Consider the following 26,433-nt stretch of genomic DNA (forward strand, 5'->3'; position numbering starts at 1 on the left):
GGGGAGGGGGGGGACCCGGGGGGGTGGGGGGGGGGGGAGGGGGGGGGGGGGGGGGGGGGTGGGGGGGGGGGGGGGGGGGGGGGGGTTGGCGACGGGGACGCCGGGTCCTGTCGAGCCGCTGACGGTGGCGGGTTTGTGCCGGGTCGCCGACGGTGGCGGGTTTGTGCCGGGTCGCCGACGGTGGCGGGTTTGTGCCGGGTCGCCGACGGTGGCGGGTTTGTGCCGGGTCGCCGACGGTGGCGGGTTTCTGTCGGGTCGCCGACCGTGGCGGGTCCTGTCGAGCCGCCGACGGTGGCGGGTTTGTGCCGGGTCGCCGACCGTGCCGGGTTCTGCCGGGCCGACGGTGCCGGGCCGCCCGCCGGTGCCGGGTTCCGCCGGGGCGGATGGTGCCGACTGCCGCCGGGGCGGCGACGCCGGGTCGAATGCGGCCGGCGGTGCCGGTCCTGGCTGACTGGTGGTGCGGGGTGTTACGGGACTGACGGTGCGGGTCCCGTAGGCCGCGAGCGCTGGACCCCGCCGGGCGCCGGCATCAGGCCCTACCGAGCCGAGGAAGCCAGGTTCCGCTGGGCTGGTGACGCCGAGTCGAACTCGACTGACGGTGCCGGGTCCGGGCCCGATCGACGGTACCGGGCTACGCCGAACCGGTGGTGCGTGGGCCGACGGTGCCGGGTGTCGCCGGGCGCTCGACGCCGGGGCCCATCTGCCAAGCGGCACGCGACCCCGCCGGGCCGGGGCAGCGCCGGAACGCTTCGGGCCGAGGGCATCTGGTCCAGCCTCACCGAAGACGCGGAGTCCCCACGGATCGAGGGCGCCCGGTCCGACCTGACCGTGGACACCGGGCCCCGGATGACAGGAGGCGCCCGCTCCCGCGCCGCCAAGGACACCGGGCCCCTCTGAACGAAGGGCGCCCGGTGATCGGGGGTGTGGGTGGCGAAGCCCCCACCACGCGCGGCGAAGCCGCGCAGAAACAGAGATGGCGAGCCGGTCCGCGCTTTCCGCGGACAAGACTCGCCATCGCCATCGTGCGCCGCCAGGGACTCGAACCCCGGACCCGCTGATTAAGAGTCAGCTGCTCTAACCAACTGAGCTAGCGGCGCCTGCTGACGTCGTAGACCTTAGCATCCTGATCGGCGGGAGGAAAAATCGATATCCGCACCGCCGACCGGGCGGCACGTACCGCCGCCCAGAGCACGACTTCGGGGCCGGGCAGCCAGGGATGCCGGGTGTCGGGGGCGACCAGCCAGCGGGCCGTGCCCGAGTCCTCCGCGCAGCCCGGCGCCGGGACGGTCACCGCGTCGCCGGGCCCGTGGCACAGCAGCGGCGGCACCGCGTCGGCCCGGCAGGCGTGGGAGCCCCACTCCTCCCAGGACATCAGCGAGGGCAGCCGCTGGGCCGTACCGGGGGAGGTGAACAGCAGCACACGGCCCCGGAACATCGCGACCGGACCCGAGCCGGGGCCGTCCTCCCATAACCGGTCCAGCATCCGCCGCCCGAAGATCGCCGGCGCGCTCACCACGTCGAAGACGGTGCCGCAGGGCAGGGCGACCGGGGCGTCCGGCTGCTCCTCCCCGTGGGCCGGCGCGCCGCGCGGGAATGTTCTCGCCGAGGCCAGCCAGGCGGCGCCGTCGGCGGTGGCACAGGTGACGTCCGGTGTGCTGCTCATGTCGTCAACAAGTACCGGTAGTGAGCGCTTGGTTCCCCTGGGTTGCCGAAAACCGGGACAGGGGCACGCGCGACGGAGTATCTTGCCCGCCCGGCATATGCCAGGTGCGGACTGACAGCGGTCTACAGCGGATCCGCGGACACCCGCCCCTCGTCGCCGCCCCGCATCAGGTCCCGGCCGAACTCGACCATCTTCTTCGCGTAGTCCTCGGTCCACTCCGCGCGGTCGGCGATGTCCCCCGGGGTGAGCCGGTCGAAGCGGCGCGGGTCGGCGAGCTGGGCCGCCGCCATCGCCTGGAACTCCACGGCCCGGTCGGCGGCGGCGCGGAACGCCTGGGCCAGTTCGGTGGCCCGGGACAGCAGGGCGCGCGGATCCTCGATCGACTCCAGGTCGAAGAAGTGCTCGGGATCCGAGGACGCCTCCGCGGGCTCGAAGAGCAGGGGCGCGGGGCGTAGCCGCGGTTCATGAGGACGCGGCGTGGGCTCCGCCATGTCTGGTCTCCTCCTCGTTCGTTCGCTCGGCACCGCCTTCCGGCGGACCACCGTCCATTCTCCCGCGCCCACGCAAGGGGCCCCCATGGCCGCGGTTTCACCCGCCGTCGACGCCGACGCGGCCCGGGTTCCGGGCTTACGGCCGCCAGGTCACCCGGTGTTCCGCCAGATGAGCCAGCACCGCGTGATTGGCCTCCCAGCCGTCCGGGAACTTCACCAGGGTTCCCAGCTGGACCGGTTCCGTGGACGGGTAGTCGTCCAGCAGCTCGGTGACGCCGGCGCGGCAGACGACGACGCAGGCGTGCCGGTGCCGGGAGGCCAGGACGCACAGGCGGCCGGTCTCCAGATGGAAGGCGGTGGCGTCGGGGCGCCCGGAGAGCGGGTGCAGGACGACCGTGACGTCGTACTCGCGGCCCTGCAACCGGTTCGCGGTGTCCACCGTCACGCCGGACACCCCGAGGTCGGCCAGGGCCGCGCGGACCGCCGCCGCCTGGTCGCGGTGGGCGGTGCCGACGGCGATCCGGCCGGCGGTGAGCGGCACGGGGTCGGGGGAGCGCTCGGAGACGGCCGCGCCGCCCCGGTCCAGCAGCCGCCGTACGACCGCCGCGACCGCGCGCACCGCCTCCGGGTCCGTGCGCGGGGTGTGCCGGGCGGGCAGCTCCAGCAGGCCCCAGCCGGAGCCCGCCGCCTCGTCGATCACCCGGTCCGGGCCCGAGCCGTCGGAGGGCACCGCGAAGGACAGCCGGCGGTCGCCGTGCCCGGTGCCGCTGCGGAACGGGGTGAAGGGGTAGAACGCGTCCGAGACCAGCGGCGCCGCCGAGGCGGGCAGCCGCCAGGACACCGGCAGCCGGTGCTGGGGCAGCCCCGGATTGTGCGCCAGCAGCGTGCTGACCGCCGAGGCCGACGGGTCGTACGACAGCCCCGCCCACTGCTCGCTGCCGACGATCGCGAACGGGTCGAGCTGCCCCGGGTCGCCCACGAACAGCGCCCGCTCGAACAGCCCGGCCACGGCGAGCAGCGCGTCCGAGCGCATCTGGTACGCCTCGTCCACGATCGCGTGCTGCCAGGGCTCGTCCACCGTCACGTGCGCCCACTTCGCGGCCGTGGACAGCACCACCGGCAGACCGGCCAGGTCGGCCGCCTTCGCCGACGTCCGCACGTGCGGCAGCGCGTCCAGCGCCTTGTCGTAGGCGTCCGCGTCGCTGCTGTGCAGCCGGCCCACCGGCAGCTCCGGGTCCTTCTCCGCGAGCCGCAGCACCAGGTCGTCCACCTGCGCGTTGGTCTGCGCGACCACCATCAGGGACCGTCCCGCGCCGGCCAGTTCCAGCGCGGCGCGGACCACCAGCGTGGACTTGCCGGCGCCGGGCGGGGAGTCCACCACCACACCCCGCTCGGTGCCGTGCAGGGTGTCGTGCAGGATCGCGTCCGTGGCGCGGGCGGCGGCGGCTCCGGGCTCGAAGTCGACGGTCGTCACAGCACATCCCCCTCGGTGACGGTGTCGGGCGCCTCGGCCACCGGCTCGCCGGGCGGCCCGCCGTGGGTCCAGGGCGTCTCCTCCGGGTCGGGCAGCTTCGCCCCGCCGCGCTGCTCGTGCTCGAACAGCGTGAAGCAGACCCGGTCGCCCTTCTCCGGCACCGAACCCGGCTCCGGCTCCTTCCCGCGGCCCATCTTGTCCAGGATGCGCAGCACCAGGCCGCCCCCGTCCGCGTAACCGGCGAACTCCGCCGACTGGGGTCTGCCGCCCAGCGAACGGAACACCTTCGCGCGCTCCGCCAGCCGGGGCTCGTCGTCCGTGCGGACGGTCACCAGCGGGCGCGGGCTCGGCCGCCTGCCCTCGCTGTACGCCATCACCACATCGGTGACCTCGCCCGCGAAGGCCTCGCCGGCCAGCCGCCGCCCGGCCATCTCCAGCGGGTCGTCCAACGCCTCCTGCGCCTCCAGACGGGCCTGCTCGCGCTCGCGCGTGGCCAGCTTGTTCGCCGCCGTCACCGCGTCGTCCCGGCGCGGCTGCGGCGGCTCGCCGGCCAGCACCCGGTCGCGGTGCCCGGTGAACGACCAGCGGTCCCGGGTCCAGCGCTCCGCCACCCGGGCGCCCTCGGGCAGCGCCCACAGCAGGTCCAGGCCCCGCCAGACCGCGTCCCAGGTGGGCCGCGTCCGGCTCTCGACCAGCTCGCGGACCGCCCGCTCGGCGACGGTGAGCGCGGCCAGCCGCTCGTCCGCCTCCACCGGGTCCTCGGCGGCGGCGAGGGCGGTACGCGCACGGTCGTAGCGCTCGAACGCCGGGGCCAGCAGCTTGTTGTCGAACGCCGGGTCGGTGGCCGGGCCGGCCGGCGGGCACAGCAACTGCCCGGCCGCGTCCCGCGCCAGCTCGGCCCGCCGGGCCGCCTCGGCGCCGCTGGTGCCCGCGGGCGGGTCGATCCAGGCCAGCAGCGCGCCCAGGTGCTGGTCCTCCAGGCCGGACTGGCCGGTCGCCCAGTGCCGGGAGAGCAGGTCGGTCAGTGCGAGCAGCAGCGAGGAGCCGGGCACCCGGGCCCGCTCGCCGTAGTGCGTCAGCCAGCGGCCCAGCAGCGGCACCCGGGGCGGTGCCGGGTAGGGCGCCTCCGGGTCCTGCTCGGCGGTACGGCGAAAGCGCGTGGAGCGGCCGAGCAGCCGCACCAGGTCGAGGCCGGCCCGGCTCGGCACGATCAGCTGGGGTGCGTCCGCGCACAGCTCCGTCTCGACCTTGACCCGCTTGCCGGTCTCCGGGTCGGTCTCGGTGCGCTCGGCCGCCTCCACCGACTGCGCGTAGGAGTCGAGGTACGGCAGGATGACATCGGCGAGTTCGGCCAGGAACGTGAAGCGCAGGTCGCGGTCGCGGGGCTGCGGCACGACCAGCAGCCGGGGCGCGTCCCGGTCGGTGCCGACCAGCGCGCCGAGCGGGGCGCCCGCCTCACCGGCCGTGATGAGCGGCACGAACACCAGCGGGCGGTCGGACAGATGCCGGTGCCGGACGGTCGCGGCGGCCCGCGCGCACCCGCTGTCGACGGCCTCCAGCCGGGCGAGGGTGGTGATCAGGGACATGAGACCGCCCCCCGCCCACCGGGTACGGCCTTCTCGGGCCGCTCGTCGGATACGGCCGCCTCTGCCCTCCCGTGGGGCCCGGCCGCCTCGGCCCGCGCGTGGGGTACGGCCGCCTCCGCCAGCGCCTCCGCGCGCAGTCTCGCCGCCCGGCGCAGGGCGGCCACCGCCGGGTCGTCCGGGTCGCCGCTCTCGCCGCGGGCCGCCGCGAGGACGTCCCCGACCGTGGCAAGCCCGCCCAGCTCGGCCCGCAGCGGGCGGCCGAGCCGGGTGACCGCGCCGGCCGCGCGGGAGCGTTCCCGGCAGTGGAAGGCCAGCTCGCAGGCGGCCAGGCACTCCGGCGCGTACTCCGCCGGTACGGCCTCCACGGCGGCCGTCAGCTCCTCGGGGTCTTGGTCGGGCGCGAAGCAGGTGCCCTCCGGCAGGGCGCCGGCGATCTCCTCGACGCGGGTGAGCCGGGCCAGCTGGCGGGCGGTGACGGCGCGCTGCTTGCGGACGTCCACGGCGGAGCCCGCGGGCAGGTTGGAGAAGTCCTTGGGGCACACCAGCAGCACCCGATGCCGTACCGGCGGGGCGGGGTCGAGGCGGGCGGCGACCTCCTCCAGCGCCAGTACGTACACCGCGGCCTGCCGGGCGGCGGCGCCCACCTTCGCCGGGTCGGCGGCGCCGTCCAGCATCGGGAAGGACTTGATCTCCACCACCGACCAGCTGCCGTCCGGGTGCACCACGACCGCGTCCGGCTCCAGGAAGGCGAGCGAGCCGGCCACGTCCAGCGCGAGCATCGGGTGGTCCAGCAGGGTCCAGCCGCCCGCGCGCGTGGCCTCGCGCAGCGCCAGCGCCGTCCGCGCGGTGCGCCCCTCCGGGCCGTGCGCGGTCAGGTCGGGCAGCGCGGCGCCCTCGGGCGGTGCCGCGCCGGGGTCCAGGCGGGCGTGGGCCAGGCGGAGCAGCTCGGCGCCGTCGTCCGCCTTCACCCTCGCCTCGAACGCGTTGCCCCGGGTCAGCGCGAACTGCGACTGCCCGAAACCGGACGGCGCGCCCAGCGCGCTCGCCAGCCGGGCCTTGTCCACCCCGGCGCCGTCCAGGATCGCCCGCCGCGCGCAGCCCGGGTTCGCGGCGAGCGCCGCGAGGGCGCGCGCGTCCAGCGACTTGGCCGGTACGTCGGGACCGCGCAGCTCAGCGAGCCGGTGCCGGAGCGCCGTCCCCCGCGTCCGTGGGGGCGGTGTCCGGTTCGCCTCCGGCGTCGAGCCGCGATGCGCGCTGCCGTGGAATTCGCTCACCCGCGGAAGTCTGGCATCCGGCACTGACAATCGGGGAACCCGTGACCGCCGGGACGGGTGCGGAGCGTGGGAACAGCCGGGCGCGCAGCGCGTCCGCGGCCCGGGTGACCCGCGGTGCCAGCAGCAGGCCGACGCCCATCACGGCGACGCCCGCGACGGCGTCCAGGAAGTAGTGGTTGGCGGTGCCCATGACGACGATCGCGGTCAGCAGCGGGTAGGCCACGCCGAGGACCTTCGTCAGGCAGTTGCCGCCGAAGCGCCACAGCATGACCCCGCACCACAGCGCCCAGCCGACGTGCAGGCTCGGCATCGCCGCGTACTGGTTGGTCATGCCGCCCATGCCCCGGGGCGCGCTGGCCTCGCCGCCCCACCAGCCGTACGAGCTGTACTGGGCCATCGTGTCCACGAAGCCGTGTCCGGCGGACAGCAGCCGGGGCGGACAGGTCGGCAGCAGCGTGAAGCCGATCAGGCCGATGAACGTGGACGTCATCAGCCAGGTCCGGGCCGCCCGGTAGTGCGCGGCACGGGACCGGAACAGCCAGACGAGCACGACGGGCGTGACCAGGTAGTGCAGCGAGGCGTACCAGAAGTCGGCCGGTATCCCGATCCAGGGCTCGCGCGTGAACAGCCGGTTCAGCGGGTGCTCGGCGTTCAGGTACAGCGTCTTCTCGACGCGCAGGATCGCCAGGCCGTGGTCGACGGCGCCGGAGACGTCTCCGCGCGCGAGGAGGCGGCCGGCCGAGTAGCAGCCGTAGACCAGGACGATCAGCGGCAGCTCGGTCCACCAGCGCAACCGGGGAGGTGCCACCTCGGTGCCCGGTGTCTCGGTCTGCGGCATCCGATCGCCCTCCCCCTGCTCGCTGTACGGCGCGCCCCGGCGGGCGACCGTGCCACTTTACGATGTTCGTACGCCGCCCCCGCAGGCGCTTCGGTCCTCCAAGACGCCGAGAGCGGCCGACGGGTTGCCCCGGACGGGTGAGCGATGATGGAGGGGACTCGGCATATCACCCTTTCGTCGGAGAGGTCTCTTCATGGCACCGCGCATCCTGTTGGCCCGGCACGGACAGACCGAGTGGTCGCTGTCCGGCAAGCACACGGGCCGCACAGATGTGCCGCTGCTGGAGGAGGGGCGGCGCGGCGCGAAGCTGCTGGGCGAGCGGCTGCACCGGGCCCCACTGGACGGCCTGCCGGCGGCGGAGGTGCGCACCAGCCCGCTGTCCCGCGCGCGTGAGACGTGCGAGCTGGCCGGCTTCGGCGACCGCGCCGAGCACTGGGACGCGCTGCTGGAGTGGGACTACGGGTCCTACGAGGGCATGACCCCGGCCGAGATCCAGGCGGTGCGGCCCGGCTGGCTGATCTGGCGCGACGGCGTCCCCGACGGCGAAAGCCTCGCGCAGGTCACGGCACGCGCCGACGAGGTCGTGGCATGGGCCCGCGCGGCCGACCGGGACGTCCTGGTCTTCGCCCACGGCCACATCCTGCGCTCCATCGGCGCCCGCTGGCTCGGCCTCCCCCTCGACTTCGCCGCCCGCATCCGCCTGAACCCCACGTCCCTCTCCGTCCTCGGCTGGGCCTACGGCGAACCGGCCCTGGAGAACTGGAACGACGTGGGGCACCTGGCGGCCTGACGCGTCCTGGCCTGATGCGTCCTGGGCCGGCGCGTCCGCCCTTCGGGGGCCTACGCCGGCGTGGTCCGCGGCAGCGAGGCGTGCCGGTCCAGGAAGGCCGCCACCCCCGATGCCCGCCGGTGCGGCAGCAGTACGCGCGCGGTGGCCGCCAGCATCGTCTGGATGCGGGACGACTGGACCTGGTCGAGCAGGGTCAGCACGCGCAGGCCGGCCTCGGCCGCCTCGTCGGGGCGGCCCTCGCGCGCGAGGTCGTCGGCCAGCTCGGCCGTGTAGAGAGCGATGTTGCGGGTGAAGTGCGGGTCCTGGAGCCGGGCCGCGCGCCGCGCGTGCCGGGACGCCCGCCGCCAGTCGCCCAACGTGGACCAGCACTGCGCCTCCAGGCCCGCCAGCTCGGCCTCGCCGTAGAAGCTCATCCACTCGGGGTCGGCGTCCGAGTGGCCGCGGGCGAAGAGGGCCTGCGCCCGCACCAGTGCCTGTTCGCACCCCGTGCGGTCGGCGAGCCCCGCCCAGCCGCCCGCCTCCCGCAGCGCGAGCAGGGACATCAGCCGCGCGGAGCCGAGCGGACGCGCGGCCCGCTGGGCGGCCTGCGCGGCCCGGACCGCCTCCCGGGGGCGGCCGGCGTCCCGGGCCAGGAACGCGGTGTTGCAGAAGGCGTGCGCCTCAAGGCCCGGGTCCCCGGTCATCCGGGCCGTGGCCAGCGCCTCCGCGTAGTGCGAGCGGGCGTCGTCGAAGCGCCCGGAGTCGTGGGCGAGCCAGCCCACCGAGATGGCCAGTTCACCGGCGCCCGCGTGCAGCCGGTCGACGGTGGTCTGCCGGGTCGCGCCGGCGTCCAGCAGCGCGTAGGCGGCGCGCAGCGGAGCCGCCGCGCGCTGGTACAGGCCGTCCGCGCCGTGCCGGTCGTCGAGCAGCCGGATACGGCGGACGGCGTCCTCCAGGGCGACCGCCTCGGCGCCGCCGGGCCGGCGCGGGGCCCGTACGGCGGCCGCTGCGCCGGTGGCGAGCCCGAGCGGGCCCAGGGCGGCGGCTGCCACGGTGGCGCCCCCGGTCATGAATGCGCGACGCAGCACGTCGCTCTCCTCGTGGTTCAGGTGGTCACTCGCGTACGCCTCACGTGGGCCGTACGGTTCGATCGGGGCGGACGGTTCGGGTGGGTCGGTCAGTTCGTGCGGGTCGCTCAGTTCTCGCGGGTCGTACGGCCCCTCCGTGTCATACGGCCTCCCCGTGTCATGCGGCCCCTCCGTGTCATACGGCTCGGCCGTCTCCTCCGTCTCAAACGCGCTGCCACTCTCGTCGGTGACCTCGGCCGCCGGCCGTGCCGCCCGGCCGCGGACCGAGGAGCGCGGTGCGAAGCCGAGGTCGCTGAGGGTGCGGCCGGGGAACATGTGCAGGAACACCCGCTCGTACGCGTAGTTAGGGCAGCGGATCTCCCCCGCCTCGACTCGGCCGACGTAGCGCGCGTCACAGCTCACCCGCTCACCGATCTCGCGCGCGGCACGCCGTACGAGCGCCGCGAACTCCGCCGGTGACCGCCTGCCGCGCAGGTGCCGGAAGGCGAGGTTGGGCCGGGACGGCCGGTCGGGCTGTGACGAGGCAGCGTATGACGACGCCATGGCCGGTCCTCTCGTGCGAACCGTCGAACCGTCGATCCGTGCCGGTGCCGGGGCGATTCGGGACGAGTTGTCCGAGTGACGCCCTGGTTCCGGCGGGCATGAACGTACCGGCTGTGCGGGACCCGCCACGCGGTGTTTGGCTACAAACCGGATATCTCATCCACGATCTGCCATGAAGTGCCATCCTTTGCGGCGCACTTGTGCCGTAGCCGTTGACACGCTCGCGCGTTGGACTCCATGGACCGCAACAGGGCTGTGTGGTGGAGGCCGGCATGGCGAGCAGCGCGAGCAACGAACCGTGTACGTCACCGCTTTCGGTGCCGTCCGCTCCGGCGGGTGACCCCGAGTGCGATCTGGTGACGGTACCGGCCCGGCAGGGCCTGGAGGCGGTCGACATCCTGCGCCGGGCAGCCGCGGCCGCGGTGGGACCCGTGCTGCACGACGACGGCGACGGCACCCTCGGCTTCGTGGTGCCGGCCGGCACCGCCGCCTGCTGGGACGTGCCGGGCAGCACCTGCACCGGGACCGACGGCCGGGGACTGCGCCTGAACCCGGAGCCGCCGGTGGCCGGCTCCGACTGGCTGCTGCCGCCGGGCGAGGCCGACCTCGCCACCGACCCGGTGGTGCTGCGCCGGGCCCTCGGGGAGGCGGCCCGGCTGATCGAGGCGGCCGACAGCTGCCGGTGAAGCGCCCGCTCCGGTCACCTGCCAGACTGGACGGATGGGCAGGTCCAGGAACACGCGGCGCGGGCCGGGCGCCGTCGAGGCGGTCGTGGAGGCGGTCGACGGCGGGCTCGCCCAGCTCGTCCCGGACCCTGACCGGGCCCGCGCCTGGACGCTGCTGATCGACGGGGCACCGCAGTCCCACGTCGACCTGGACGACCCGGCGTACCTCTCCTTCGAGTACCAGCGCCGCCTCGGCCATGTCATCGACCTGGTCGCCCCGCCCGGCAAGCCCGTGCACGTCGTGCACCTCGGCGGCGGCGCCCTCAGCCTCGCCCGGTACGTCGCGGCGACCCGGCCCCGGTCGACCCAGCAGGTCGTGGAGCGGGACACCGGTCTCGTCCAACTGGTCCGGCGGGAGTTGCCGTTGGACCCGAACGCGCGGATCCGGGTGCGGTCGGCGGACGCCCGCGCGGGGCTGGCCAAGGTGCCGGACGGCTGGGCCGACCTGGTCATATCCGACGTCTTCAGCGGCGCCCGCACCCCGGCCCACCTCACCTCCACGGAGTTCCTCGACGAGGTCCGCCGGGCCCTGAAACCCACCGGGACGCACGCCGCCAACCTCGCCGACGGCCCGCCGCTCGCCCACCTGCGCGGCCAGATAGCCACCGCCGCCGCCCGGTTCGCCGAACTCGCGCTGATCGCCGACCCGGCCGTACTGCGCGGCAAACGCTTCGGCAACGCCGTCCTGGTCGCCGCCGACCAGCCGCTGCCGCTGGCCGAACTCACCCGCCGCGCCGCCTCCGACCCGCATCCCGCCCGGGTCGAACACGGCCGCCCGCTCATCGACTTCACCGGTGGCGCGGCCCCCGTCACGGACGCGGCGGCGGTCGCCTCCCCGGCCCCGCCGCCCTCGGTGTTCCGCTGAACGGCCGGCAGGCGCCGGTCGACAGCGCCGGTCAGTAGGTGCCGATCTCCACGTGTGGCGGCCCGTCGTGCCAGGTGCAGAACACCGACACCCGGTCCGTGCCCCGCGCGAACTCCACCCGGATCCACGTCTCGGTCTTCCACACCTGCATCGACCAGCCGGTTCCCGGCGTCGCCGAGACCAGCGTCGCGTCGGCCGCGCCCAGCTCGAACACCGCCCGCCCGCCGTCGGTGTCGTACGCCTTGACGTGACCGGACGCAGAGGATGCGGAGGGCGCGGAGACGCTCGGGGACGGGCGGTTCGTGTCGGCCGGGGTGCGCGACGCGGACGGGGCCGGTGCGGGGGACCGGTCACGCGCCGGTGCCGAGGACGGCGGACTCGACGGCGCCTTCGCCTCCCGGGCCGGTGCGCCCGCCGCCGTGACCGGCAGGGCGCGCGGCGGGTCGTACGCGGTGCCCGCCAGCACCGAGTGCACACCCCACCACGACAGCGTGACCGCCGCCGCCGTCGCCAGCAGCCACGCCAGTACGTGTACGAGTCCTCTGCGCATCGCGCCCATACTGCCCCACCGGCACCGCCTGCCGCACCGCTTGTCCACAGCGCTGTCCCCAGGGCACACACTCGGTCCGGAGTAGTCAGACAACCCCGCCCCGGGCGGCCTCGCCCGAGGCCAGGGAACGGCTGACAGCCGAAACACCTCCTGCGGAAGCGCATTGAGGACGGTTCGGGACGAGGGCACATCCCTTGGGGTGTCGGCAGGCCCCGGCCTGAGCATGCTCGGCCGGGGCCTGTTCAGGCACCAGTGGGTTCAGGACTGAGGCGCTGCCTCGTGCAGTCGGTCGTGCGCGGCTCTCATCAGGCCCCGTGACCACTCGGCACGCGTGACGCCCTCGGGCGGCCCCATCGACTCGGCATGGCCGGCACCCAGCGCACGGGCGATCGCCTCGACGGCGAGGCGCCGCACGAGATCGTCGTCGTACTCACCGCGGCCCTCCTGGGCGAGCTTCAAGAGGGCGCGCAGCAGTCCAGCGTCGAACGCGTCGTGCAGAATCTCCCCCGCGCCCGAGACCGCGGCTATGAAAGCGTCGTCATTGAGGTCCCAATCGGGAGAACCCAGCAACTCGATGATCTGCTTCCGGTACTTCGCTCCCACTCGCCAGTGCCCGGTGAGTACCTGTACGGCGAGCGCTGAGACCTCCGGGTCCTCAGGATGGATCAGATAACCGGCTACCAGCGACTCGTATGCCGGACCACCCGCGCGGGCCACGGCGTACAACAGCCGGTAGAGGTCACGGCCGGCCCGCCCCTCTGAGAGGGTCTGGGCGATCTCCCTCACCTCTCGCTGCGGGATGGTGCCGTCCTTCGCCCGCGCCGTCAGTTGCCGTACGTATTCGTCATGCGTCACTGTCACGCTCCAATCACCCCCTAGGGACGAACTGCTCGGAGAAGTCCAACATCCTGCTGGCCCGACCCAGGTCCGCGACGAGAAGGTCCCGTTCGGCACCACTCGTCTTGGGATGGGCCATTTTCCTGTTGATGTTGCCGATCGTCTTGGTGCCGGTGACCTTCAGCGGGAGCTCGGCCGCGGCGTCGCCGTCGCCGGGGCCCTCGGCCTGCGCTGCGCCTGCGGCAGCGGTCCGGACGAGTTGTGTGGCGACGCAGGCAGAGGCAGAGCCGTTGGCCGGTGTGTCGCCTGCCGGGTCCCACATCCGCCCCGCCGGGCTTTCGAACACCGGGCTGCCGTCACCGTCGCGCGCGACGAAACCGCCGTCCGCTGTCGGGACGATGTCCAGACCGCCCCCGGAGACGGTCATCCTGATCTTGGCGAGCGCCGGATTCCAGGCCGCCTCCGCGGTCTTGACCACGAGCACGGACGTGTAGCCGGAACTCTGCGCGGTCACTCTCAGATCGACGTCCGGGAGGATCCTGCCGTACGTGGCAGTGTCGCCGTCGAGCCGGGGCTCGGGGAGCGCGGTCGGCCAGCCGAGCCGCAACTCCTGCCCCTCGTCCGTCAATGTCACCAATGCGGCCTCGGTACCACCCCCGGAGAAGGCGATGTCGGCCGTCGTGTTCTTCGCACGCACAGAGCCATCGGCTTTGCGCACGAGGATGGTGTCGATGGGCGCCCAGCTTCCGTCGTCCTTCCGGGCGCGGACGGGGGCAGCACTCATCTCCCGGGTGAAGGTACCGTCCGGGTTCGCGAAGACCTGGGAGGACTCGTCGATCGCCGACTCCACTGCTACGCGCTCACCTGACTCCGCCGCGAGAGCGCTCGCCTTCGACTCCGGTGTGCCTGCCGCTGTCGCGGGCGCACGCTCGCTTGCCTGTGCGATGGCCGTCCCAGCCCCCGCTACGGGTACTGCGGTCCCCAAGAGGGCAAGGGCTATCGCCCCGACCCACACCCCGTGACGCCGACCGCGCCACCCATGCCGCGTAAACACACCCCGCCCTGCCCTTATGTGTTTCTTACCAAGATCATGTGTTGCGCTTAACCGAGGGTTCGGGCTTGCTTGCGTGTGTGGGGGCGCGGGCAAGCCGCGACGCGCATGGACGCCTGTGGGGGAAGTGGACGGAGGAAGCGTCTGGTGAGTGGTGCACGGGTGTGCAGCGGCCTCGCAGACAGGAGGAAGCGGGGTTCCACCGCTTGATCCACGGTCCGGCGCATGACTCGTGTGCTCAGCGGTGCATCCGGTAAGACCGATCGCCCAGGCGCTCGGCAGACGCCTTTCCACCTGATGGGCCCGGCCGTATCCGGCCGGGCCGGAGTTGTCCACAGGCCCCGGCCGGGTCCGTCCGCATGGCGTACGGTGCGGCGCATGGCAAGTGTGCTCGTGGTCGAGGACGACCAGTTCGTCCGCTCGGCGCTCATCCGGCATCTGACCGACGCCTCGCACATCGTGCGCAGCGTCGGCACGGCACTGGAGGCGCTGCGCGAGGTCGCCCATTTCCGCTTCGACGTGGTCATCCTGGACCTCGGACTGCCCGACCTGGACGGCTCCGAGGCCCTGAAGATGCTGCGCGGCATCACCGACGTGCCCGTCATCATCGCCACCGCCCGGGACGACGAGACGGAGGTCGTCCGGCTGCTGAACGCGGGCGCGGACGACTACCTCACCAAGCCGTTCTCCGTCGAGCACCTCTCCGCCCGTATCGCCGCCGTGCTGCGCCGCTCCCGCGCCGGGGCGGCCGAGGCACCGCCCCCCTCCGTGCTGCGGGTCGGCGGCCTGACCGTCGACCCGCGGCGCCGCCAGGCCGAGCTGGACGGCACCCGACTCGACCTCACCCGCCGCGAGTTCGACCTCCTCGCCTTCCTCGCCGGCCGCCCCGGCGTCGTCGTCCCGCGCCGGGAACTCCTCGCCGAGGTCTGGCAGCAGTCCTACGGCGACGACCAGACCATCGACGTCCATCTGTCCTGGCTGCGCCGGAAACTGGGGGAGACGGCGGCCCGGCCCCGCTATCTGCACACCCTGCGGGGCGTCGGCGTGAAGCTGGAGCCACCGGTGGACGGAGGCCCGCGATGAGGTGGGCCCTGGTCAAGGTCTGCCTGGCCGTCACCACCATGGTCGTGGTCGCCTTCGCGGTGCCGCTCGGCCTGGTCGTCAAGGAGATGGCCCGCGACCGCGCCTTCGCCAACGCCGAGCGGGAGGCCGCGGCGGTCGCGCCCGCGCTGTCCATCACCACCGACCGGGACAAGCTGGAGCGGGTGGTGGCCTCCGCCGGCGCCGACTCCGGCATGGCCGTGCACCTGCCTGGCGACGGCGGCCGGGCCGCCCTCGACCTCGGCCGGCAGCGCGCCGCCGACCGCGACATCCGGGCCGTGCGCGCCATGGGCCGCGCCTCCACCACCACCGTCACCGGCGGCTCCACCCTCCTCCAGCCGGTGGCACTCGGCACCGGCTCCATCGCGGTCGTCGAGGTCTACGTCCCCGAGGCCGAGGTCACCCACGGCGTCGGCACCGCCTGGGCGGTCCTCGCGGCCGTCGGTCTCGCGCTGATCGTCGGCTCCGTCGCCGTCGCCGACCGGCTCGGCGTGCGCATGGTGCGCCCGGCCCAGCGCCTGGTGAAGGGCGCGCACGAACTGGGCGAGGGCAGACTGGGCTCCCGTGTCCCGGAGGACGGCCCCACCGAACTGCGGCTGGCCGCCGTCGCGTTCAACTCGATGGCCGACCAGGTGGTCCAGCTCCTCGCCAACGAACGCGAACTGGCCGCCGACCTCTCGCACCGGCTGCGCACCCCGCTCACCGTCCTGCGGCTCAACACCGCGTCCCTGGGCGCCGATCCGGCGGCCGAGCAGACCCGGGCGGCCGTCGCCCAGCTGGAGCGCGAGGTCGACACCATCATCCGCACCGCCCGCGAGGCCAAGCCGCAGACGGCGGCGCCCGGACCCGGCGTCGGCTGTGACGCGGCCGAAGTGGTCCGCCGTCGCATGGAGTTCTGGTCCGCGCTCGCCGAGGACGAGGGCCGCACCTGGCGGCTGGCCGGCGTCGACCACCCGGTGCGGGTCCCCGTGGCCCGCACCGACCTGGCCGCCGCGCTCGACGCCCTGCTCGGCAACGTCTTCCGGCACACCTCCGAGGGCACCGCCTTCGCGGTCGACGTGCACAACGCCGAGGACGCGGTGATCGTGCTGGTCTCCGACGCGGGCCCCGGCATACCCGACCCGGACGCGGCGATGGCCCGAGGCCAGGGCTCCGGGCACGACGGCTCGACCGGGCTCGGCCTCGACATCGTGCGCCGCCTCGCCGAGTCCACCGGCGGTGACGTCCGGATCGGCTCCTCCGTCCTCGGCGGCACCGAGGTGCGCCTCTGGCTCCAGCTCGACAGCCGGCGACCGGTCGGCCGGGGCCACCGGGGGGCCGTGCGAAGACGGCGAACGGGCAAAGCGGGCGCGACCTTTAACCGGCTCCGATCGCTTCCTTAAGCGAACCCTAAGGTCGTCGGCAGCCGTCCCGATCAGCCCGTTTGCCCGTTTCCCGGCCGCTAGCGTGCTCCCGCACCTCACCCCCGTGAACAGCGAAGGCAGGCACGCGCATGAGCACGCACCGGCGCAGGATCAGTGGCAGGAACAAGGCGATAGGCGGTCTGGTCGCCGCGGCCGTGATCGGTGGCGGCGCGGTCCTGCTCACCGGCACCGCCAACGCGGCCGGGGTGAACGCCGCCTACACCAGGACCAGCGACTGGTCGTCCGGGTACAGCGGCCAGTACGTCGTCACCAACAACAGCGGCGGCACCGAGAAGACCTGGACGCTGGAGTTCGACCTCCCGGCCGGCGCTACCCTGTCCTCCCTGTGGAACGGCGAGTCCACGGTCAGCGGCCGGCACGTCACCGTCAAGCCCGCCAAGTGGGACACCGAGGGCCTCGCCGTCGGCAAGTCGGTGACCGTCGGCTTCGTCGTCAACGGCAGCGGCGCCCCGAGCGGTTGCCGGATCGACGGCACCACCTGTTCCGCCGACGGCGGCGCCACCCCCGAGCCCAGCGGCCGGCCCACCGACCCCCAGACCCCGGCCCCGACGCCGACGCAGACGGCCACCCCCACCCACAGCGCCACCCCCACCCCCACCGGCGGCACCGGCAGCGGCACCGCCGACTCCGCCGGCTTCGCCCCCTACGTCGACACCTCCCTCTACCCGGCCTTCGACCTGCTCGGCGCCGCCGACGCCACCGGCGTGAAGAACTACAACCTGGCCTTCGTCACCGACGGCGGCGGCTGCACCCCCAAGTGGGGCGGTGTCACCGACCTCACCGCCGACGGCGTGGCCGCGCAGATCGGCTCGCTGCGCGCCAAGGGCGGCGACGTCCGGGTTTCCTTCGGCGGCGCCTCCGGTTCCGAGCTGGCCACCACCTGCTCCTCGGCGGACGCCCTGGCGGCGGCGTACGGCAAGGCCGTGGACGCCTTCAAGCTCACCAAGGTCGACTTCGACGTCGAGGGCGGCGCGCTGCCGAACACGGCCGCCAACACCCGCCGCGCCCAGGCCATCGCCAAACTCCAGGCCCAGCACCCCGGCCTGGACGTCTCCTTCACCCTCCCGGTGATGCCCGAGGGCCTCACCCAGGACGGAGTGAACCTGCTGTCCAACGCCAAGTCCAACGGCGTGAAGATCAACACCGTCAACATCATGGCGATGGACTACGGCGCCTCGTACAGCGGTGACATGGGCGGCTACGCCGAGCAGGCCGCGACCGCCACCCAGGCGCAGGTCAAGAGCGTGCTGGGGTTGTCGGACACCGCCGCCTGGAAGGCCGTCGCGGTCACTCCGATGATCGGCGTCAACGACGTCTCCTCCGAGGTCTTCAAGGTCGACGACGCCACCCAGCTGGTGAACTTCGCCAAGTCCAAGGGCCTCGGCTGGCTCTCCATGTGGTCCGCCACCCGCGACAAGCAGTGCGACGGCGGCACCAAGCCCACCGCCGACGCCACGTGCAGCTCCGTCACCCAGGACAAGTTCGCCTTCTCGAAGGCGTTCGGAGCGTTCCACTGAACTGATCCACTGAGCTGATCCGCTGACGGGTCCCTTGAGCGGGGGCGCGGTGACTCCGGGGGGAGGGCCGCGCCCCTTTCCCGTGGGCCCGGAACCCGGGGGCTCAGACCTCGGCCGTCACCGGCGGCAGCACACCCGTCCGCGCCGCCCGCGCGTACCACCGCGCGCTCGACTTCGGCGTCCGCTCCAGCGTCGCGTAGTCCACGTACACCGCGCCGAACCGCTTGCCGTACCCGTACGCCCACTCGAAGTTGTCCAGCAGGGACCACAGGTAGTAGCCGCGCACGTCGGCCCCGTCGGTGAGGGCGCGGCGCACCTCCGCCAGGTGGCCGTGCAGATAGGCGATGCGCTCGGGGTCGTGCACCCGGCCCTCGGCGTCGGGCTTGTCGTCGTAGGCCGCGCCGTTCTCCGTGACGTACAGCGGCAGCCCCGGGGCCTCGCGGGTGTAGCGCATCAGCAGGTCGTACAGGCCCGTCGGATCGATCGACCAGCCCATCTCGGTGCGCTCGCCCGGCGTCTGGTGGAACAGCACGTCGTCGGCGCCCGGCCAGGGCGAGTGCTCGCTGGCACCGTGCCCGTCCGCGCGCGGACCCGCGACCCGGTCCGGGGCCGCCGAGACCAGCGCCGGCGTGTAGTAGTTCAGACCGAGCGCGTCCAGCGGCGCCGCCTTGATGATCCGCAGGTCGGCGTCGCGCACGTACGACCAGTCGGTGATCGGCGAGGTGGCGTCGATCAGCGAGGAGGGGTACGAGCCGTGCAGCAGCGGCCCGTGGAAGACCCCGTTGGCCAGGTCGTCGATCCGGCGGGCCGCGGCCAGGTCGGCCGGGTCCTGGGAGAGCGGCCGTACCACCGAGGAGTTGAGGCTGATCGCGATCTCGTTGCGGGCCGGCATCACCGCGCGCAGCGCCGTGGCGGCCAGCCCGTGCGCGAGGTTGAGGTGGTGCGCGGCGCGCAGCGAGGCCACCGGGTCGGTACGGCCCGGCGCGTGCACCCCCGAGCCGTAGCCGAGGAAGGCGCTGCACCAGGGCTCGTTGAGGGTGATCCAGTGCTCCACCCGGTCACCGAGCGCCTCGCCGACGACGGACGCGTACTCGGCGAAGCGCAGCGCGGTGTCCCGCTCCGGCCAGCCGCCCGCGTCCTCCAGCTCCTGCGGCAGGTCCCAGTGGTAGAGGGTGACCGCCGGCCGGATGCCCTTGGCGAGCAGCTCGTCCACCAGCCGGCGGTAGAAGTCCAGGCCCACCTGCACCGCCGGGCCGCGTCCGGTCGGCTGCACCCGGGACCAGGAGACGGAGAACCGGTAGGCGTTCAGGCCCAGGTCGGCCATGAGCGCCACGTCCTCGCGGTAGCGGTGGAAGTGGTCGACGGCGATGTCACCGGTCTCACCGCCGGCCGTCTTCCCCGGTGTGTGGCTGAAGGTGTCCCAGATCGACGGCGTACGGCCGCCCTCCCGCACCGCGCCCTCGATCTGGTACGCGGAGGTCGCCGAGCCCCAGAGGAAGGCGGGCGGAAAAACGGAGTCAGACATGAAAGCGCTCCCAGGGGGGTCGTGAGAGGACCGACGAGGTGAGGAAGGAGAAGAAGGAAAGAAAAGCGAAAGAGGGGAAGGAGCCGGGACGGAGACGACCCGGCCCCCGGGCACCGACCCACACGTCAGCCCTTGATCGCGCCCTGCATGATCCCGCCCACGATCTGCCTGCCGAACAGCAGGAAGGCGAACAGCAGCGGCAGCGTGCCCAGCAGCGCGCCCGCCATGATCACCGCCTGGTCCGGGACGTACCCGGTGCCCAGTGAGTTCAGGGCCACCTGCACGGTCGGGTTCTGCTGGTTCAGGGCGATGATCGGCCACAGGAAGTCGTTCCAGGCGAACACGAAGGTCAGCAGCCCGAGCACCGCCATCGCGGGACGCGCCGCCGGGAACACCACGTGCCAGACCACCCGGAGACTGCTCGCCCCGTCCACCCGGGCCGCCTCGATCAGCTCCGTCGGCAGCGCCTGCAGCAGGTACTGCCGCATGAAGAACGTGCCGAAGGCCGTCACCAGGCTCGGCAGGATCACCGTCTGGAGCTGGTTCGACCAGCCGAGGTCCGACATCCACAGGTACAGCGGTACGACGGCGAGCTGCGGCGGGATCATCATCGTGCCGATCGTCAGCAGCAACAGCAGTCCCGAGAACCGGAACCGGAGCTTGGCGAAGGCGAAGCCGGCCAGCGTGGCGAACAGCACCGTGCTCACCGTGATCGTGCCCGCCACCAGCACCGAGTTGACCATCGCGGTGCCGAGCCCGGCCTGGTCCCACGCGGTCTCCAGGTTCCGGAACAGGTTGCCGCCGAACCACAGCGGCGGCGGGGTCTGCGCGAGCCGCCGGTCGGTGCGCGAGGCCGCGACCGCCGTCCACACCAGCGGGGCCAGCGACACCAGCGCGAACACCGTCAGCACCACGTACGTCACCGGACCGGCGTGCGACTGCTTGCCCGCGCCGCCCGGCATCCGCCGCCGGCGCCGCGGTCTCGCGGTCTTCGGCAGTGTCAGTTCAGTGGTCGTCATGAGGTCTTCCTCAGCCGTCGGGTGAGCAGCAGATTGACCGCGGCGACGAGCAGCAGGATGAGGAACATCGACCAGGCGATGGCGGACGCCTTGCCCAGGTTGCCGATGATCCAGCCCTGGTCGTACATGTACAGGCCGAGCGTCTGGTACTGGTGCTCGGAGCCGCCCTTGGACCCGCTGACCCCGCCGAACAGCAGCGGCTCACCGAAGAGCTGGGTGGCGCCGATGGTGGAGACGACCACCGTGAACCAGATCGTCGGCCGCAGCTGCGGCACGGTCACATGCCGGAACTGCTGCCAGCGGTTGGCGCCGTCGAGCGCCGCCGACTCGTACAGGTCGGCCGGGATGGCCTGCATGGCGGCCAGGTAGATCAGCGCGTTGTAGCCGGTCCACCGCCAGATCACGATGGATGACACCGCGAACCGCGAACCCCAGTCGGACTCGCGCCAGTTGACCGCGTCCACGCCGAAGAAGTGCAGGATCCAGTTGACCATCCCGCCGTCCCACGAGTAGAGCAGCGAGAAGACCAGCGTCGCCGCCGCCACCGAGGTCGCGTACGGCGTCAGCATCACGACCCGCCACCCGGTCGAGCCGCGCAGCTTGTAGTTCAGCAGGTGCGCGAGCCCGAGGGCGGCCAGCAGCTGCGGAACGGTCGAGATGACCCCGATCATGAAGGTGTTCCGGAGCGCGTTCCAGAAGAAGTCCGAGGACAACAGGTTGCGGTAGTTGTCCAGGCCGGTCCAGGTCTGGTGGTCCAGCGCCGACAACTGCACGTCGTGCAGCGAGTACCAGGCCGTGTAGAGCAGCGGGACCAGGGTGAAGGCCCCGAACAGCACGAAGAAGGGGGCCACGAACGCGTACGGCGACGCCTTCGTGTCCCAGCGGTAGAACCGGCCGCGCCAGGAGTCGGCGCCCGCCGGCGTACCGCGACCCTGAGCGCCCCGGGCCGCGCCCGGCGGGGTGCCGGGCGCGGCGTCGGCGCTCGACGCGGTGCGCGCGAGGGCCTGCTTGGGGCTGGTCACTGGCCGAGCACGTCCTTGATCTCCTTGGCCGCCGCGTCCCAGCCCTGGGACGGCGACTTGCCCTTCTGCTCGACCTGGAGGATGCCGACATCGCTGATGGCGCTGTCGATCGGCTTGTCCTTGGGGCCGAGGGGCTGGCTGGGGATGGTCTTCGCCGCGTCGGAGAAGATCTGGGTGAGCGGCGCGTCGGAGAAGTAGGCGGTGGTGTCCGCGGCCGGCTTGAGGTCCGCGTAGGCGGCCGGGGTGGAGGGGAAGCTGGCCTGCTTGGCGAAGACCTTGGCCTGCTGCTCGGGCGCGGTCAGCCACTTCGCCAGGGCGATGGCCTCCTTCTGGTGCTTGCTCGCGGTCGGCACCCCGAGGAAGGAGCCGCCCCAGTTGGACGCCGCCGGCGCCGCCGCCACGTCCCACTTGCCCTTGCCGGAGTCGCCGGACTTCTGCTCGATGTAGCCGACCATCCAGGCCGGGCAGGCGACGGAGGCGAAGGTGCCGTTGGCGAAGCCCTGGTCCCAGGTCGGGTCGAACTGCTTCAGCTTCGCCGACATGTCACTGGTGGCCACGCTCATGGCGGTGTCCCAGGCCTTCTTCACGCCCGGCGACTTGTCCCAGACGACGTTGCCGTCCTTGTCGTAGTACCGCTCGCTCGCGCCGCCCACCGCCGCGTTGTAGACGGAGGACGCCGAGTCCACGAACTTGGTGCCCTTGGGCGCCTTCTTCATGTACTGCTTGCCGACGTCGACGTACTTGGCCCAGTCGCCCTTCCACAGCTCGGCGAGCTTGGTGCGGTCGGTGGGCAGCCCGGCCTTCTGGAACAGGTCCTTGCGGTAGCAGATCGCCATCGGGCCGGTGTCGGTGCCGAGCCCGATGAGCTTGCCGTCCTCGGTGGTGGCCTGGGCGTTCTTCCAGTCCAGCCACTGCGACTTGTCGACGTCCTTGCCGAGGTCGACGAACTTGTCCCCCTGCGTCCGCACCGCCTCGGTGATGTTGCCGACCTCGATGGCCTGGATGTCGTCGGTGCCCGCTCCGGCCTGGAGGCGGGTGAGCACCTTCGGCCAGTACACGTCGGTCCGGGTGGTGACGTTCTCCTTGATGGTGATGTCCTTGTGGAGCTTCATGTACTCGTCGTAGAGGCCGGCCTGCTTGTAGCCGAAGACGCCGAAGGTCCCCACGGTCAGCGTGGTCCTGCCGCCGCCGTTGCCGCCGTCCGAGCCGCCGGACGCGCCGTCGTCCGAGTCGTCGGCGCAGCCGGCCAGCAGACCTGTGGTCAGCGCGGCGACGGCCACCAGGGCCCCCAGCCCGCGTGACCCGCGGATGGTCGTGCGCATTGCGTCCTCCTGTTGCCTGACGTGCCGACCCCCCGGCCAACTGCATGGAAAACGGGCCCGTTCGTGCTCGCTGCGGCTCGGGCGGGGAACGTGCGGGATGTGTATGAGTCAGGTACCGTGGGAGCGCTCCCACCGGTGATGGGTTGAAGAGTCCCGGCTCCGGCGCGGGGTGTCAAGGGACCGGACGACGGCAACCGCGTTCAGTTATCGGCCTGTTAAGTGGACCACCGGCCTCCGGCGATTGTGGTCCCGGCGTACAGGAAAAGCGCGCCCCTTGCCGCCGGGCGAGGGGCGTTCCGGCCATGGTGAGCAGGCCGCCGTGCCGGAGCGGGCTGTTACATTCCAGGCCGGCAGCGGGAATTCGGTCGTACGAGGTCGAGAGGGGCGGAGCCGATGGCAGGCCACGGCGGGCGGGGCCGGAGCGAGGGGCGGGGCCGGAGCGGCGGGCGGCCCACCCTCGAAGAGGTCGCGGCCCGGGCCGGGGTGGGCCGGGGCACGGTGTCCCGGGTGATCAACGGCTCGCCCCGGGTCAGCGACGCCACCCGGGCCGCCGTCGAGGCCGCCGTCGCCGAGCTGGGCTATGTGCCCAACACCGCCGCGCGCGCCCTGGCCGCCAACCGCACCGACGCGATCGCCCTGGTCGTCCCCGAGCCGGAGACCCGGTTCTTCGCGGAGCCGTACTTCTCCGACATGCTGCGCGGCGTCGGCGCCGAACTCTCGGACACCGAGATGCAGTTGCTGCTGATCTTCGCGGGCAGTGACCGGGAGAGACGGCGGCTCGCGCAGTACCTCGCCGCCCACCGGGTCGACGGTGTCCTGCTGGTCTCCGTGCACGCCGACGACCCGCTGCCCGACCTGCTGGCCCAGCTGGAGATCCCGGCCGTGATCAGCGGCCCGCGCTCGGCCGGCGAGACGCTCACCTCGGTGGACTCCGACAACTACGGCGGCGCCCGCTCGGCCGTGGAGCACCTGCTCTCCCGGGGCCGCCGCCGCATCGCGCACATCACCGGCCGGCTCGACGTCTACGGCGCCCAGTGCCGCGTCGACGGCTACCGCGAGGCGCTGCGCGACGCGGGGTACGGGACCGGTGAACTCCTCATCGAGTCAGGGGACTTCACCGAGGAGGGTGGACGCCGGGCGATGTCCGCGCTGCTGGCCGCTCATCCGGACCTGGACGCGGTCTTCGCCGGTTCGGACGTGATGGCGTCCGGCGCCCGCCAGGTGCTGCGCGACGCGGGCCGCCGCATCCCGGACGACGTGGCCCTGGTCGGCTACGACGACTCCGCCATCGCCCGCCACATGGACCCGCCCCTCACCAGCGTCCGCCAGCCCATCGTTGAGATGGGCCGCGCCATGATCGACCTGCTCCTCGCCGAGATCGCCGACCGCCGCCCGGCGCCGGTCCGGAGCGTCGAACGCCGGCACGCGGTGCTGCCGACGGAACTGGTGACCCGGGCGTCGTCGTAGCCGTTCGCGGGCCGGGAGCAAGGTCCTACGCGGGTCCTACGCGCTCCGCTCCCGGTCCGGCCGCACCCCGTGCCACCCCCGCTCCAGCAGGTCGAAGGCCGCCTCGATGGTGGCGGCGGGGGTGGGGGCCGTGCTGGTGAGGGCCCGGGTCTCCAGGGTGAAGTGGGCCAGAGCCGTGCAGGTGGGGTCGTCGGTGTCCACCCCGAGGTCGGCGGCGATCGCCTCCGCCAGGGCGCGCGCGTGGCGCATCCACATGCGGCGGTAGTAGTCGAACAGCGCCGGGGTGCTGTTGATCAAGTCGTGGAACGCGGTGATCTGCCGCTCGTGCTCCGGCTTGAAGACCCGGGCGTGCAGCATGTGCCGGCGCAGGGCGTCGAGCAGGGGAGTCCCGGGGTCGCGGTCGCGGACCGCCGTGACGAGGGCGGCCTCGACGTCCGCGTCCATGTCGAAGACCAGCGCCTCCTTGCTCGGGAAGTGCTTGAACAGCGTGGTCGTGGAGACGTCCGCCGCCTCGGCGACGTCCTTGATGCTCACCGCGTCGAAGCCGCGCTCCAGGAACAGTTCCAGGGCCGCGTCCGCCAGCGCCTTGCGGGTGGCGGCCTTCTTCCGCTCGCGGCGGCCCGGGACCGGCCCGGCCCCGGCGGTCGTCGTCTCCGTCATGCACGGCAGCCTAGCGCGGCGGGTTGCCTCGGACAAAAAGTTGAGTCATTGCACTTATTTATCGAGTGTGCTTTTCTGGGACCCTTCCCGCCCCCTCCCTCCCTGAGGAGCACTCACCCATGCCCACGCCCATGCCCGTCGCACACGTCCGCTGGACGTTGCTCGGCGTCATGCTCGCCATGCTGCTGGCCATGCTCGACAACAACATCGTCGGTACGGCGATGCCCACGATCGTCCGGGACCTCGGGGGCGCCGAGCACCTCTCCTGGGTCGTCACCGCCTACACGCTGGCCACCGCCATAGCCACCCCGGTATGGGGCAAGCTCGGCGACCTCTACGGCCGCAAGACGCTGTTCCAGGCCTCGGTCGTCGTCTTCCTGATCGGCTCGCTGCTGGCCGGCGCGGCCCACTCGATGGCCCAGCTCATCGAGTTCCGCGCCCTCCAGGGCATCGGCGCGGGCGGCCTCGGGGCCGGGGCGTTCGCGCTGATCGGCACCCTGGTGCCGCCCCGCGAGCGCGGCCGGTACCAGGGCATGACGGCCACCGTCATGGCGGTCGGCGTGGTCGGCGGCCCGCTGGTCGGCGGCCTCGTCACCGGCCACCTCGGCTGGCGCTGGGCGTTCTACGTCAACCTGCCGCTCGGTCTCGTCGCCCTGGTCTGGGTGCAGCTCATGCTGCGGCTGCCCGCACCGCCCGCCCGGGTCCGGCCGCGCGTGGACTGGGCCGGCATCGCCGTACTGGCACTCGCCGTCGGCGCCGCCGTGCTCGCGGCGACTTGGGCCGGTACGACCTACCCCTGGACCTCCTGGCAGATCGTGGCCCTGTGGGCGGTGGCCGTGCTCGCCACCGGGCTCTTCGTCCTGGTGGAGCGGCGGACGGCCGAACCCCTCCTGCCGCCCCGGGTGTTCACCGGGCACCGCAACTTCCCGCTGGCGATCGGGCTGCTGGCGGCCGTCGGTGTGGTGATGTTCGGCTCGGCGCTGTACCTGCCGCTGTTCCAGCAGAGCGTCCAGGGGGCCACCGCCACCAGCTCCGGGCTGCTCCTGCTGCCGATGATGGTCCCGGTGGTCATCGCGTCCAACATCGCCGGCAAGGTCATGTCCCGCACCGGCCGGTACAAGGTGTTCCCGGTGCTCGGCACGCTGCTGCTGACGGCGGGCGCGGCGCTGCTCGCCACGGTGGACACCGGCACCTCCCGGTTCACGGCCGGGTGCGCCATGGCGCTGCTCGGGACCGGCCTGGGCTTCACCATGCAGATGGGCACCACCCTCGCCCAGAACAGCGTGGACCTACGGGACATGGGAGCGGCCTCCGCCGCGGCCAACCTGTTCCGCACCCTCGGCGGCTCCCTCGGCGTCGCGGTCTTCGGCTCCCTGTTCACCCGGGCGGTACCCGAGGGGGCGACGGGGGAGGCGTACCGCCAGGGGGTGGCGAGCGGCACGCAGCACGTCTTCCTCACGGCGGCGCTGGTGTGCGCGGTGGCGTTCCTGCTCGCGTTGTCGCTGGAGGAGGTGCCGTTGCGGAGCGGGCCGGGCGGGGCGGCGACGAAACAGCCGGTGACCCGCCTCTCGACGAAGTCCCCGGCTGATGGCAAAGGGTGAGTGACGGGACCCGAACCCCAC

23 protein-coding genes and 1 tRNA gene are annotated in these 26,433 nt (G+C 73.1%); 8 read left to right on the plus strand and 16 right to left on the minus strand.

Features of this window, described 5'->3' with window-relative positions; all coding sequences use genetic code 11:
* Positions 1–1,023: 1,023 nt before the first annotated feature.
* The 7 genes from NX794_RS29415 to NX794_RS29445 all read right to left on the minus strand — a co-directional run bounded on the left by NX794_RS29415 (position 1,024) and on the right by NX794_RS29445 (position 7,326).
* Positions 1,024–1,097: transfer RNA gene (locus NX794_RS29415), tRNA-Lys, on the minus strand.
* Complete coding sequence (locus tag NX794_RS29420) at positions 1,088–1,663, minus strand: bifunctional DNA primase/polymerase (RefSeq protein WP_258782363.1); 576 nt, start codon at positions 1,661–1,663, stop codon at positions 1,088–1,090. Before NX794_RS29420 ends, NX794_RS29415 begins: the two co-directional genes overlap by 10 nt.
* Positions 1,664–1,785: 122 nt before the next feature.
* A complete protein-coding gene (locus tag NX794_RS29425; protein WP_258782365.1) occupies positions 1,786–2,154 on the minus strand; it encodes a hypothetical protein in 369 nt (122 codons plus the stop codon).
* A gap of 136 nt (positions 2,155–2,290) precedes the next feature.
* Positions 2,291–3,628, minus strand: a complete 1,338-nt coding sequence (locus NX794_RS29430) for an AAA domain-containing protein (protein WP_258782366.1) — start codon at positions 3,626–3,628, stop codon at positions 2,291–2,293.
* Entirely contained in the window at positions 3,625–5,214 is a 1,590-nt protein-coding gene (locus NX794_RS29435; RefSeq protein ID WP_258782367.1) for a hypothetical protein, read from the minus strand. Before NX794_RS29435 ends, NX794_RS29430 begins: the two co-directional genes overlap by 4 nt.
* A complete protein-coding gene (locus NX794_RS29440; RefSeq protein WP_428985982.1) occupies positions 5,205–6,488 on the minus strand; it encodes a hypothetical protein in 1,284 nt (427 codons plus the stop codon). Before NX794_RS29440 ends, NX794_RS29435 begins: the two co-directional genes overlap by 10 nt.
* A complete protein-coding gene (locus NX794_RS29445) occupies positions 6,385–7,326 on the minus strand; it encodes a phosphatase PAP2 family protein (protein ID WP_258782368.1) in 942 nt (313 codons plus the stop codon). The genes NX794_RS29440 and NX794_RS29445 overlap by 104 nt, the downstream gene beginning before the upstream one ends.
* A gap of 193 nt (positions 7,327–7,519) precedes the next feature.
* Here NX794_RS29445 and NX794_RS29450 point away from each other — a divergent pair, with 193 nt between their 5' ends.
* Positions 7,520–8,116 carry a histidine phosphatase family protein gene (locus NX794_RS29450; protein WP_258782370.1) on the plus strand — a complete coding sequence of 199 codons (597 nt, stop codon included), beginning with the start codon at positions 7,520–7,522 and terminating at the stop codon, positions 8,114–8,116.
* A gap of 50 nt (positions 8,117–8,166) precedes the next feature.
* Here the strand turns inward: NX794_RS29450 and NX794_RS29455 are convergent, their stop codons facing one another.
* Complete coding sequence (locus NX794_RS29455; protein WP_258782371.1) at positions 8,167–9,726, minus strand: NsdA family TPR-like regulatory protein; 1,560 nt, start codon at positions 9,724–9,726, stop codon at positions 8,167–8,169.
* Positions 9,727–9,998: 272 nt separating this feature from the next.
* Here NX794_RS29455 and NX794_RS29460 point away from each other — a divergent pair, with 272 nt between their 5' ends.
* Together NX794_RS29460 and NX794_RS29465 are read left to right on the plus strand one after the other, a co-directional pair.
* Positions 9,999–10,412 carry a hypothetical protein gene (locus NX794_RS29460; protein ID WP_258782372.1) on the plus strand — a complete coding sequence of 138 codons (414 nt, stop codon included), beginning with the start codon at positions 9,999–10,001 and terminating at the stop codon, positions 10,410–10,412.
* Between the two features lie 34 nt (positions 10,413–10,446).
* Positions 10,447–11,316, plus strand: coding sequence for a spermidine synthase (locus NX794_RS29465; protein ID WP_258782373.1), 870 nt, complete (start codon positions 10,447–10,449; stop codon positions 11,314–11,316).
* A gap of 31 nt (positions 11,317–11,347) precedes the next feature.
* Here NX794_RS29465 and NX794_RS29470 read toward each other — a convergent pair whose 3' ends face one another.
* The 3 genes from NX794_RS29470 to NX794_RS29480 all read right to left on the minus strand — a co-directional run bounded on the left by NX794_RS29470 (position 11,348) and on the right by NX794_RS29480 (position 13,553).
* Positions 11,348–11,866, minus strand: coding sequence for a hypothetical protein (locus NX794_RS29470; RefSeq protein WP_258782375.1), 519 nt, complete (start codon positions 11,864–11,866; stop codon positions 11,348–11,350).
* A 258-nt stretch (positions 11,867–12,124) separates the two neighbouring features.
* Positions 12,125–12,727, minus strand: coding sequence for a hypothetical protein (locus tag NX794_RS29475; RefSeq protein ID WP_258782376.1), 603 nt, complete (start codon positions 12,725–12,727; stop codon positions 12,125–12,127).
* Between the two features lie 7 nt (positions 12,728–12,734).
* On the minus strand, positions 12,735–13,553 hold the full coding sequence (locus NX794_RS29480) for a hypothetical protein (protein ID WP_258782378.1): 819 nt from the start codon (positions 13,551–13,553) through the stop codon (positions 12,735–12,737).
* A gap of 579 nt (positions 13,554–14,132) precedes the next feature.
* On the opposite strand from NX794_RS29480, the gene NX794_RS29485 reads away from it, so the two are divergent.
* The 3 genes from NX794_RS29485 (at position 14,133) to NX794_RS29495 (ending at position 17,796) form a co-directional block, all read left to right on the plus strand.
* Positions 14,133–14,837, plus strand: a complete 705-nt coding sequence (locus NX794_RS29485) for a response regulator transcription factor (protein WP_258782379.1) — start codon at positions 14,133–14,135, stop codon at positions 14,835–14,837.
* Entirely contained in the window at positions 14,834–16,237 is a 1,404-nt protein-coding gene (locus tag NX794_RS29490; RefSeq protein ID WP_258782380.1) for a sensor histidine kinase, read from the plus strand. Before NX794_RS29485 ends, NX794_RS29490 begins: the two co-directional genes overlap by 4 nt.
* 110 nt (positions 16,238–16,347) lie before the next feature.
* Positions 16,348–17,796, plus strand: coding sequence for a glycoside hydrolase family 18 protein (locus tag NX794_RS29495; RefSeq protein WP_258782381.1), 1,449 nt, complete (start codon positions 16,348–16,350; stop codon positions 17,794–17,796).
* 103 nt (positions 17,797–17,899) lie between these two features.
* On the opposite strand, the gene NX794_RS29500 is transcribed toward NX794_RS29495, so the two are convergent.
* The 4 genes from NX794_RS29500 to NX794_RS29515 form a co-directional block, all read right to left on the minus strand.
* Positions 17,900–19,321, minus strand: coding sequence for a GH1 family beta-glucosidase (locus tag NX794_RS29500; protein WP_258782383.1), 1,422 nt, complete (start codon positions 19,319–19,321; stop codon positions 17,900–17,902).
* A 125-nt stretch (positions 19,322–19,446) separates the two neighbouring features.
* Positions 19,447–20,340 carry a carbohydrate ABC transporter permease gene (locus NX794_RS29505; protein WP_258782384.1) on the minus strand — a complete coding sequence of 298 codons (894 nt, stop codon included), beginning with the start codon at positions 20,338–20,340 and terminating at the stop codon, positions 19,447–19,449.
* The gene (locus NX794_RS29510; RefSeq protein ID WP_258782387.1) at positions 20,337–21,362 is read right to left on the minus strand and encodes a carbohydrate ABC transporter permease; all 1,026 of its coding nucleotides are present in this window, start codon (positions 21,360–21,362) and stop codon (positions 20,337–20,339) included. Before NX794_RS29510 ends, NX794_RS29505 begins: the two co-directional genes overlap by 4 nt.
* A complete protein-coding gene (locus NX794_RS29515) occupies positions 21,359–22,684 on the minus strand; it encodes an ABC transporter substrate-binding protein (protein ID WP_258782389.1) in 1,326 nt (441 codons plus the stop codon). The genes NX794_RS29510 and NX794_RS29515 overlap by 4 nt, the downstream gene beginning before the upstream one ends.
* A 393-nt stretch (positions 22,685–23,077) precedes the next feature.
* Here NX794_RS29515 and NX794_RS29520 point away from each other — a divergent pair, with 393 nt between their 5' ends.
* Positions 23,078–24,151: a LacI family DNA-binding transcriptional regulator gene (locus NX794_RS29520; protein ID WP_258782390.1), complete on the plus strand. Its 1,074-nt coding sequence runs from the start codon at positions 23,078–23,080 to the stop codon at positions 24,149–24,151.
* A 36-nt stretch (positions 24,152–24,187) separates the two neighbouring features.
* Here the strand turns inward: NX794_RS29520 and NX794_RS29525 are convergent, their stop codons facing one another.
* Complete coding sequence (locus NX794_RS29525) at positions 24,188–24,811, minus strand: TetR/AcrR family transcriptional regulator (RefSeq protein WP_258782391.1); 624 nt, start codon at positions 24,809–24,811, stop codon at positions 24,188–24,190.
* 119 nt (positions 24,812–24,930) lie between these two features.
* Between NX794_RS29525 and NX794_RS29530 the strand changes: the two genes are divergently transcribed.
* On the plus strand, positions 24,931–26,412 hold the full coding sequence (locus tag NX794_RS29530) for an MDR family MFS transporter (protein ID WP_258782392.1): 1,482 nt from the start codon (positions 24,931–24,933) through the stop codon (positions 26,410–26,412).
* Positions 26,413–26,433 lie beyond the last annotated feature (21 nt).

The organism is Streptomyces pyxinicus (assembly GCF_024753135.1).
Classification (GTDB): Bacteria; Actinomycetota; Actinomycetes; order Streptomycetales; family Streptomycetaceae; genus Streptomyces; species Streptomyces pyxinicus.

Excerpts from the sequence above, each read along its gene's own strand:
- NX794_RS29495 (WP_258782381.1), top strand. The coding sequence starts at position 16,348 with ATGAGCACGCACCGGCGCAGGATCAGTGGCAGGAACAAGGCGATAGGC.
- NX794_RS29460 (WP_258782372.1), top strand. The coding sequence starts at position 9,999 with ATGGCGAGCAGCGCGAGCAACGAACCGTGTACGTCACCGCTTTCGGTG.
- NX794_RS29445 (WP_258782368.1), bottom strand. The coding sequence starts at position 7,326 with ATGCCGCAGACCGAGACACCGGGCACCGAGGTGGCACCTCCCCGGTTG.
- NX794_RS29435 (WP_258782367.1), bottom strand. The coding sequence starts at position 5,214 with ATGTCCCTGATCACCACCCTCGCCCGGCTGGAGGCCGTCGACAGCGGG.
- NX794_RS29505 (WP_258782384.1), bottom strand. The coding sequence starts at position 20,340 with ATGACGACCACTGAACTGACACTGCCGAAGACCGCGAGACCGCGGCGC.
- NX794_RS29520 (WP_258782390.1), top strand. The coding sequence starts at position 23,078 with ATGGCAGGCCACGGCGGGCGGGGCCGGAGCGAGGGGCGGGGCCGGAGC.
- NX794_RS29485 (WP_258782379.1), top strand. The coding sequence starts at position 14,133 with ATGGCAAGTGTGCTCGTGGTCGAGGACGACCAGTTCGTCCGCTCGGCG.
- NX794_RS29490 (WP_258782380.1), top strand. The coding sequence starts at position 14,834 with ATGAGGTGGGCCCTGGTCAAGGTCTGCCTGGCCGTCACCACCATGGTC.
- NX794_RS29470 (WP_258782375.1), bottom strand. The coding sequence starts at position 11,866 with ATGCGCAGAGGACTCGTACACGTACTGGCGTGGCTGCTGGCGACGGCG.
- NX794_RS29455 (WP_258782371.1), bottom strand. The coding sequence starts at position 9,726 with ATGGCGTCGTCATACGCTGCCTCGTCACAGCCCGACCGGCCGTCCCGG.
- NX794_RS29450 (WP_258782370.1), top strand. The coding sequence starts at position 7,520 with ATGGCACCGCGCATCCTGTTGGCCCGGCACGGACAGACCGAGTGGTCG.
- NX794_RS29465 (WP_258782373.1), top strand. The coding sequence starts at position 10,447 with ATGGGCAGGTCCAGGAACACGCGGCGCGGGCCGGGCGCCGTCGAGGCG.
- NX794_RS29425 (WP_258782365.1), bottom strand. The coding sequence starts at position 2,154 with ATGGCGGAGCCCACGCCGCGTCCTCATGAACCGCGGCTACGCCCCGCG.
- NX794_RS29515 (WP_258782389.1), bottom strand. The coding sequence starts at position 22,684 with ATGCGCACGACCATCCGCGGGTCACGCGGGCTGGGGGCCCTGGTGGCC.
- NX794_RS29530 (WP_258782392.1), top strand. The coding sequence starts at position 24,931 with ATGCCCACGCCCATGCCCGTCGCACACGTCCGCTGGACGTTGCTCGGC.
- NX794_RS29500 (WP_258782383.1), bottom strand. The coding sequence starts at position 19,321 with ATGTCTGACTCCGTTTTTCCGCCCGCCTTCCTCTGGGGCTCGGCGACC.
- NX794_RS29420 (WP_258782363.1), bottom strand. The coding sequence starts at position 1,663 with ATGAGCAGCACACCGGACGTCACCTGTGCCACCGCCGACGGCGCCGCC.
- NX794_RS29525 (WP_258782391.1), bottom strand. The coding sequence starts at position 24,811 with ATGACGGAGACGACGACCGCCGGGGCCGGGCCGGTCCCGGGCCGCCGC.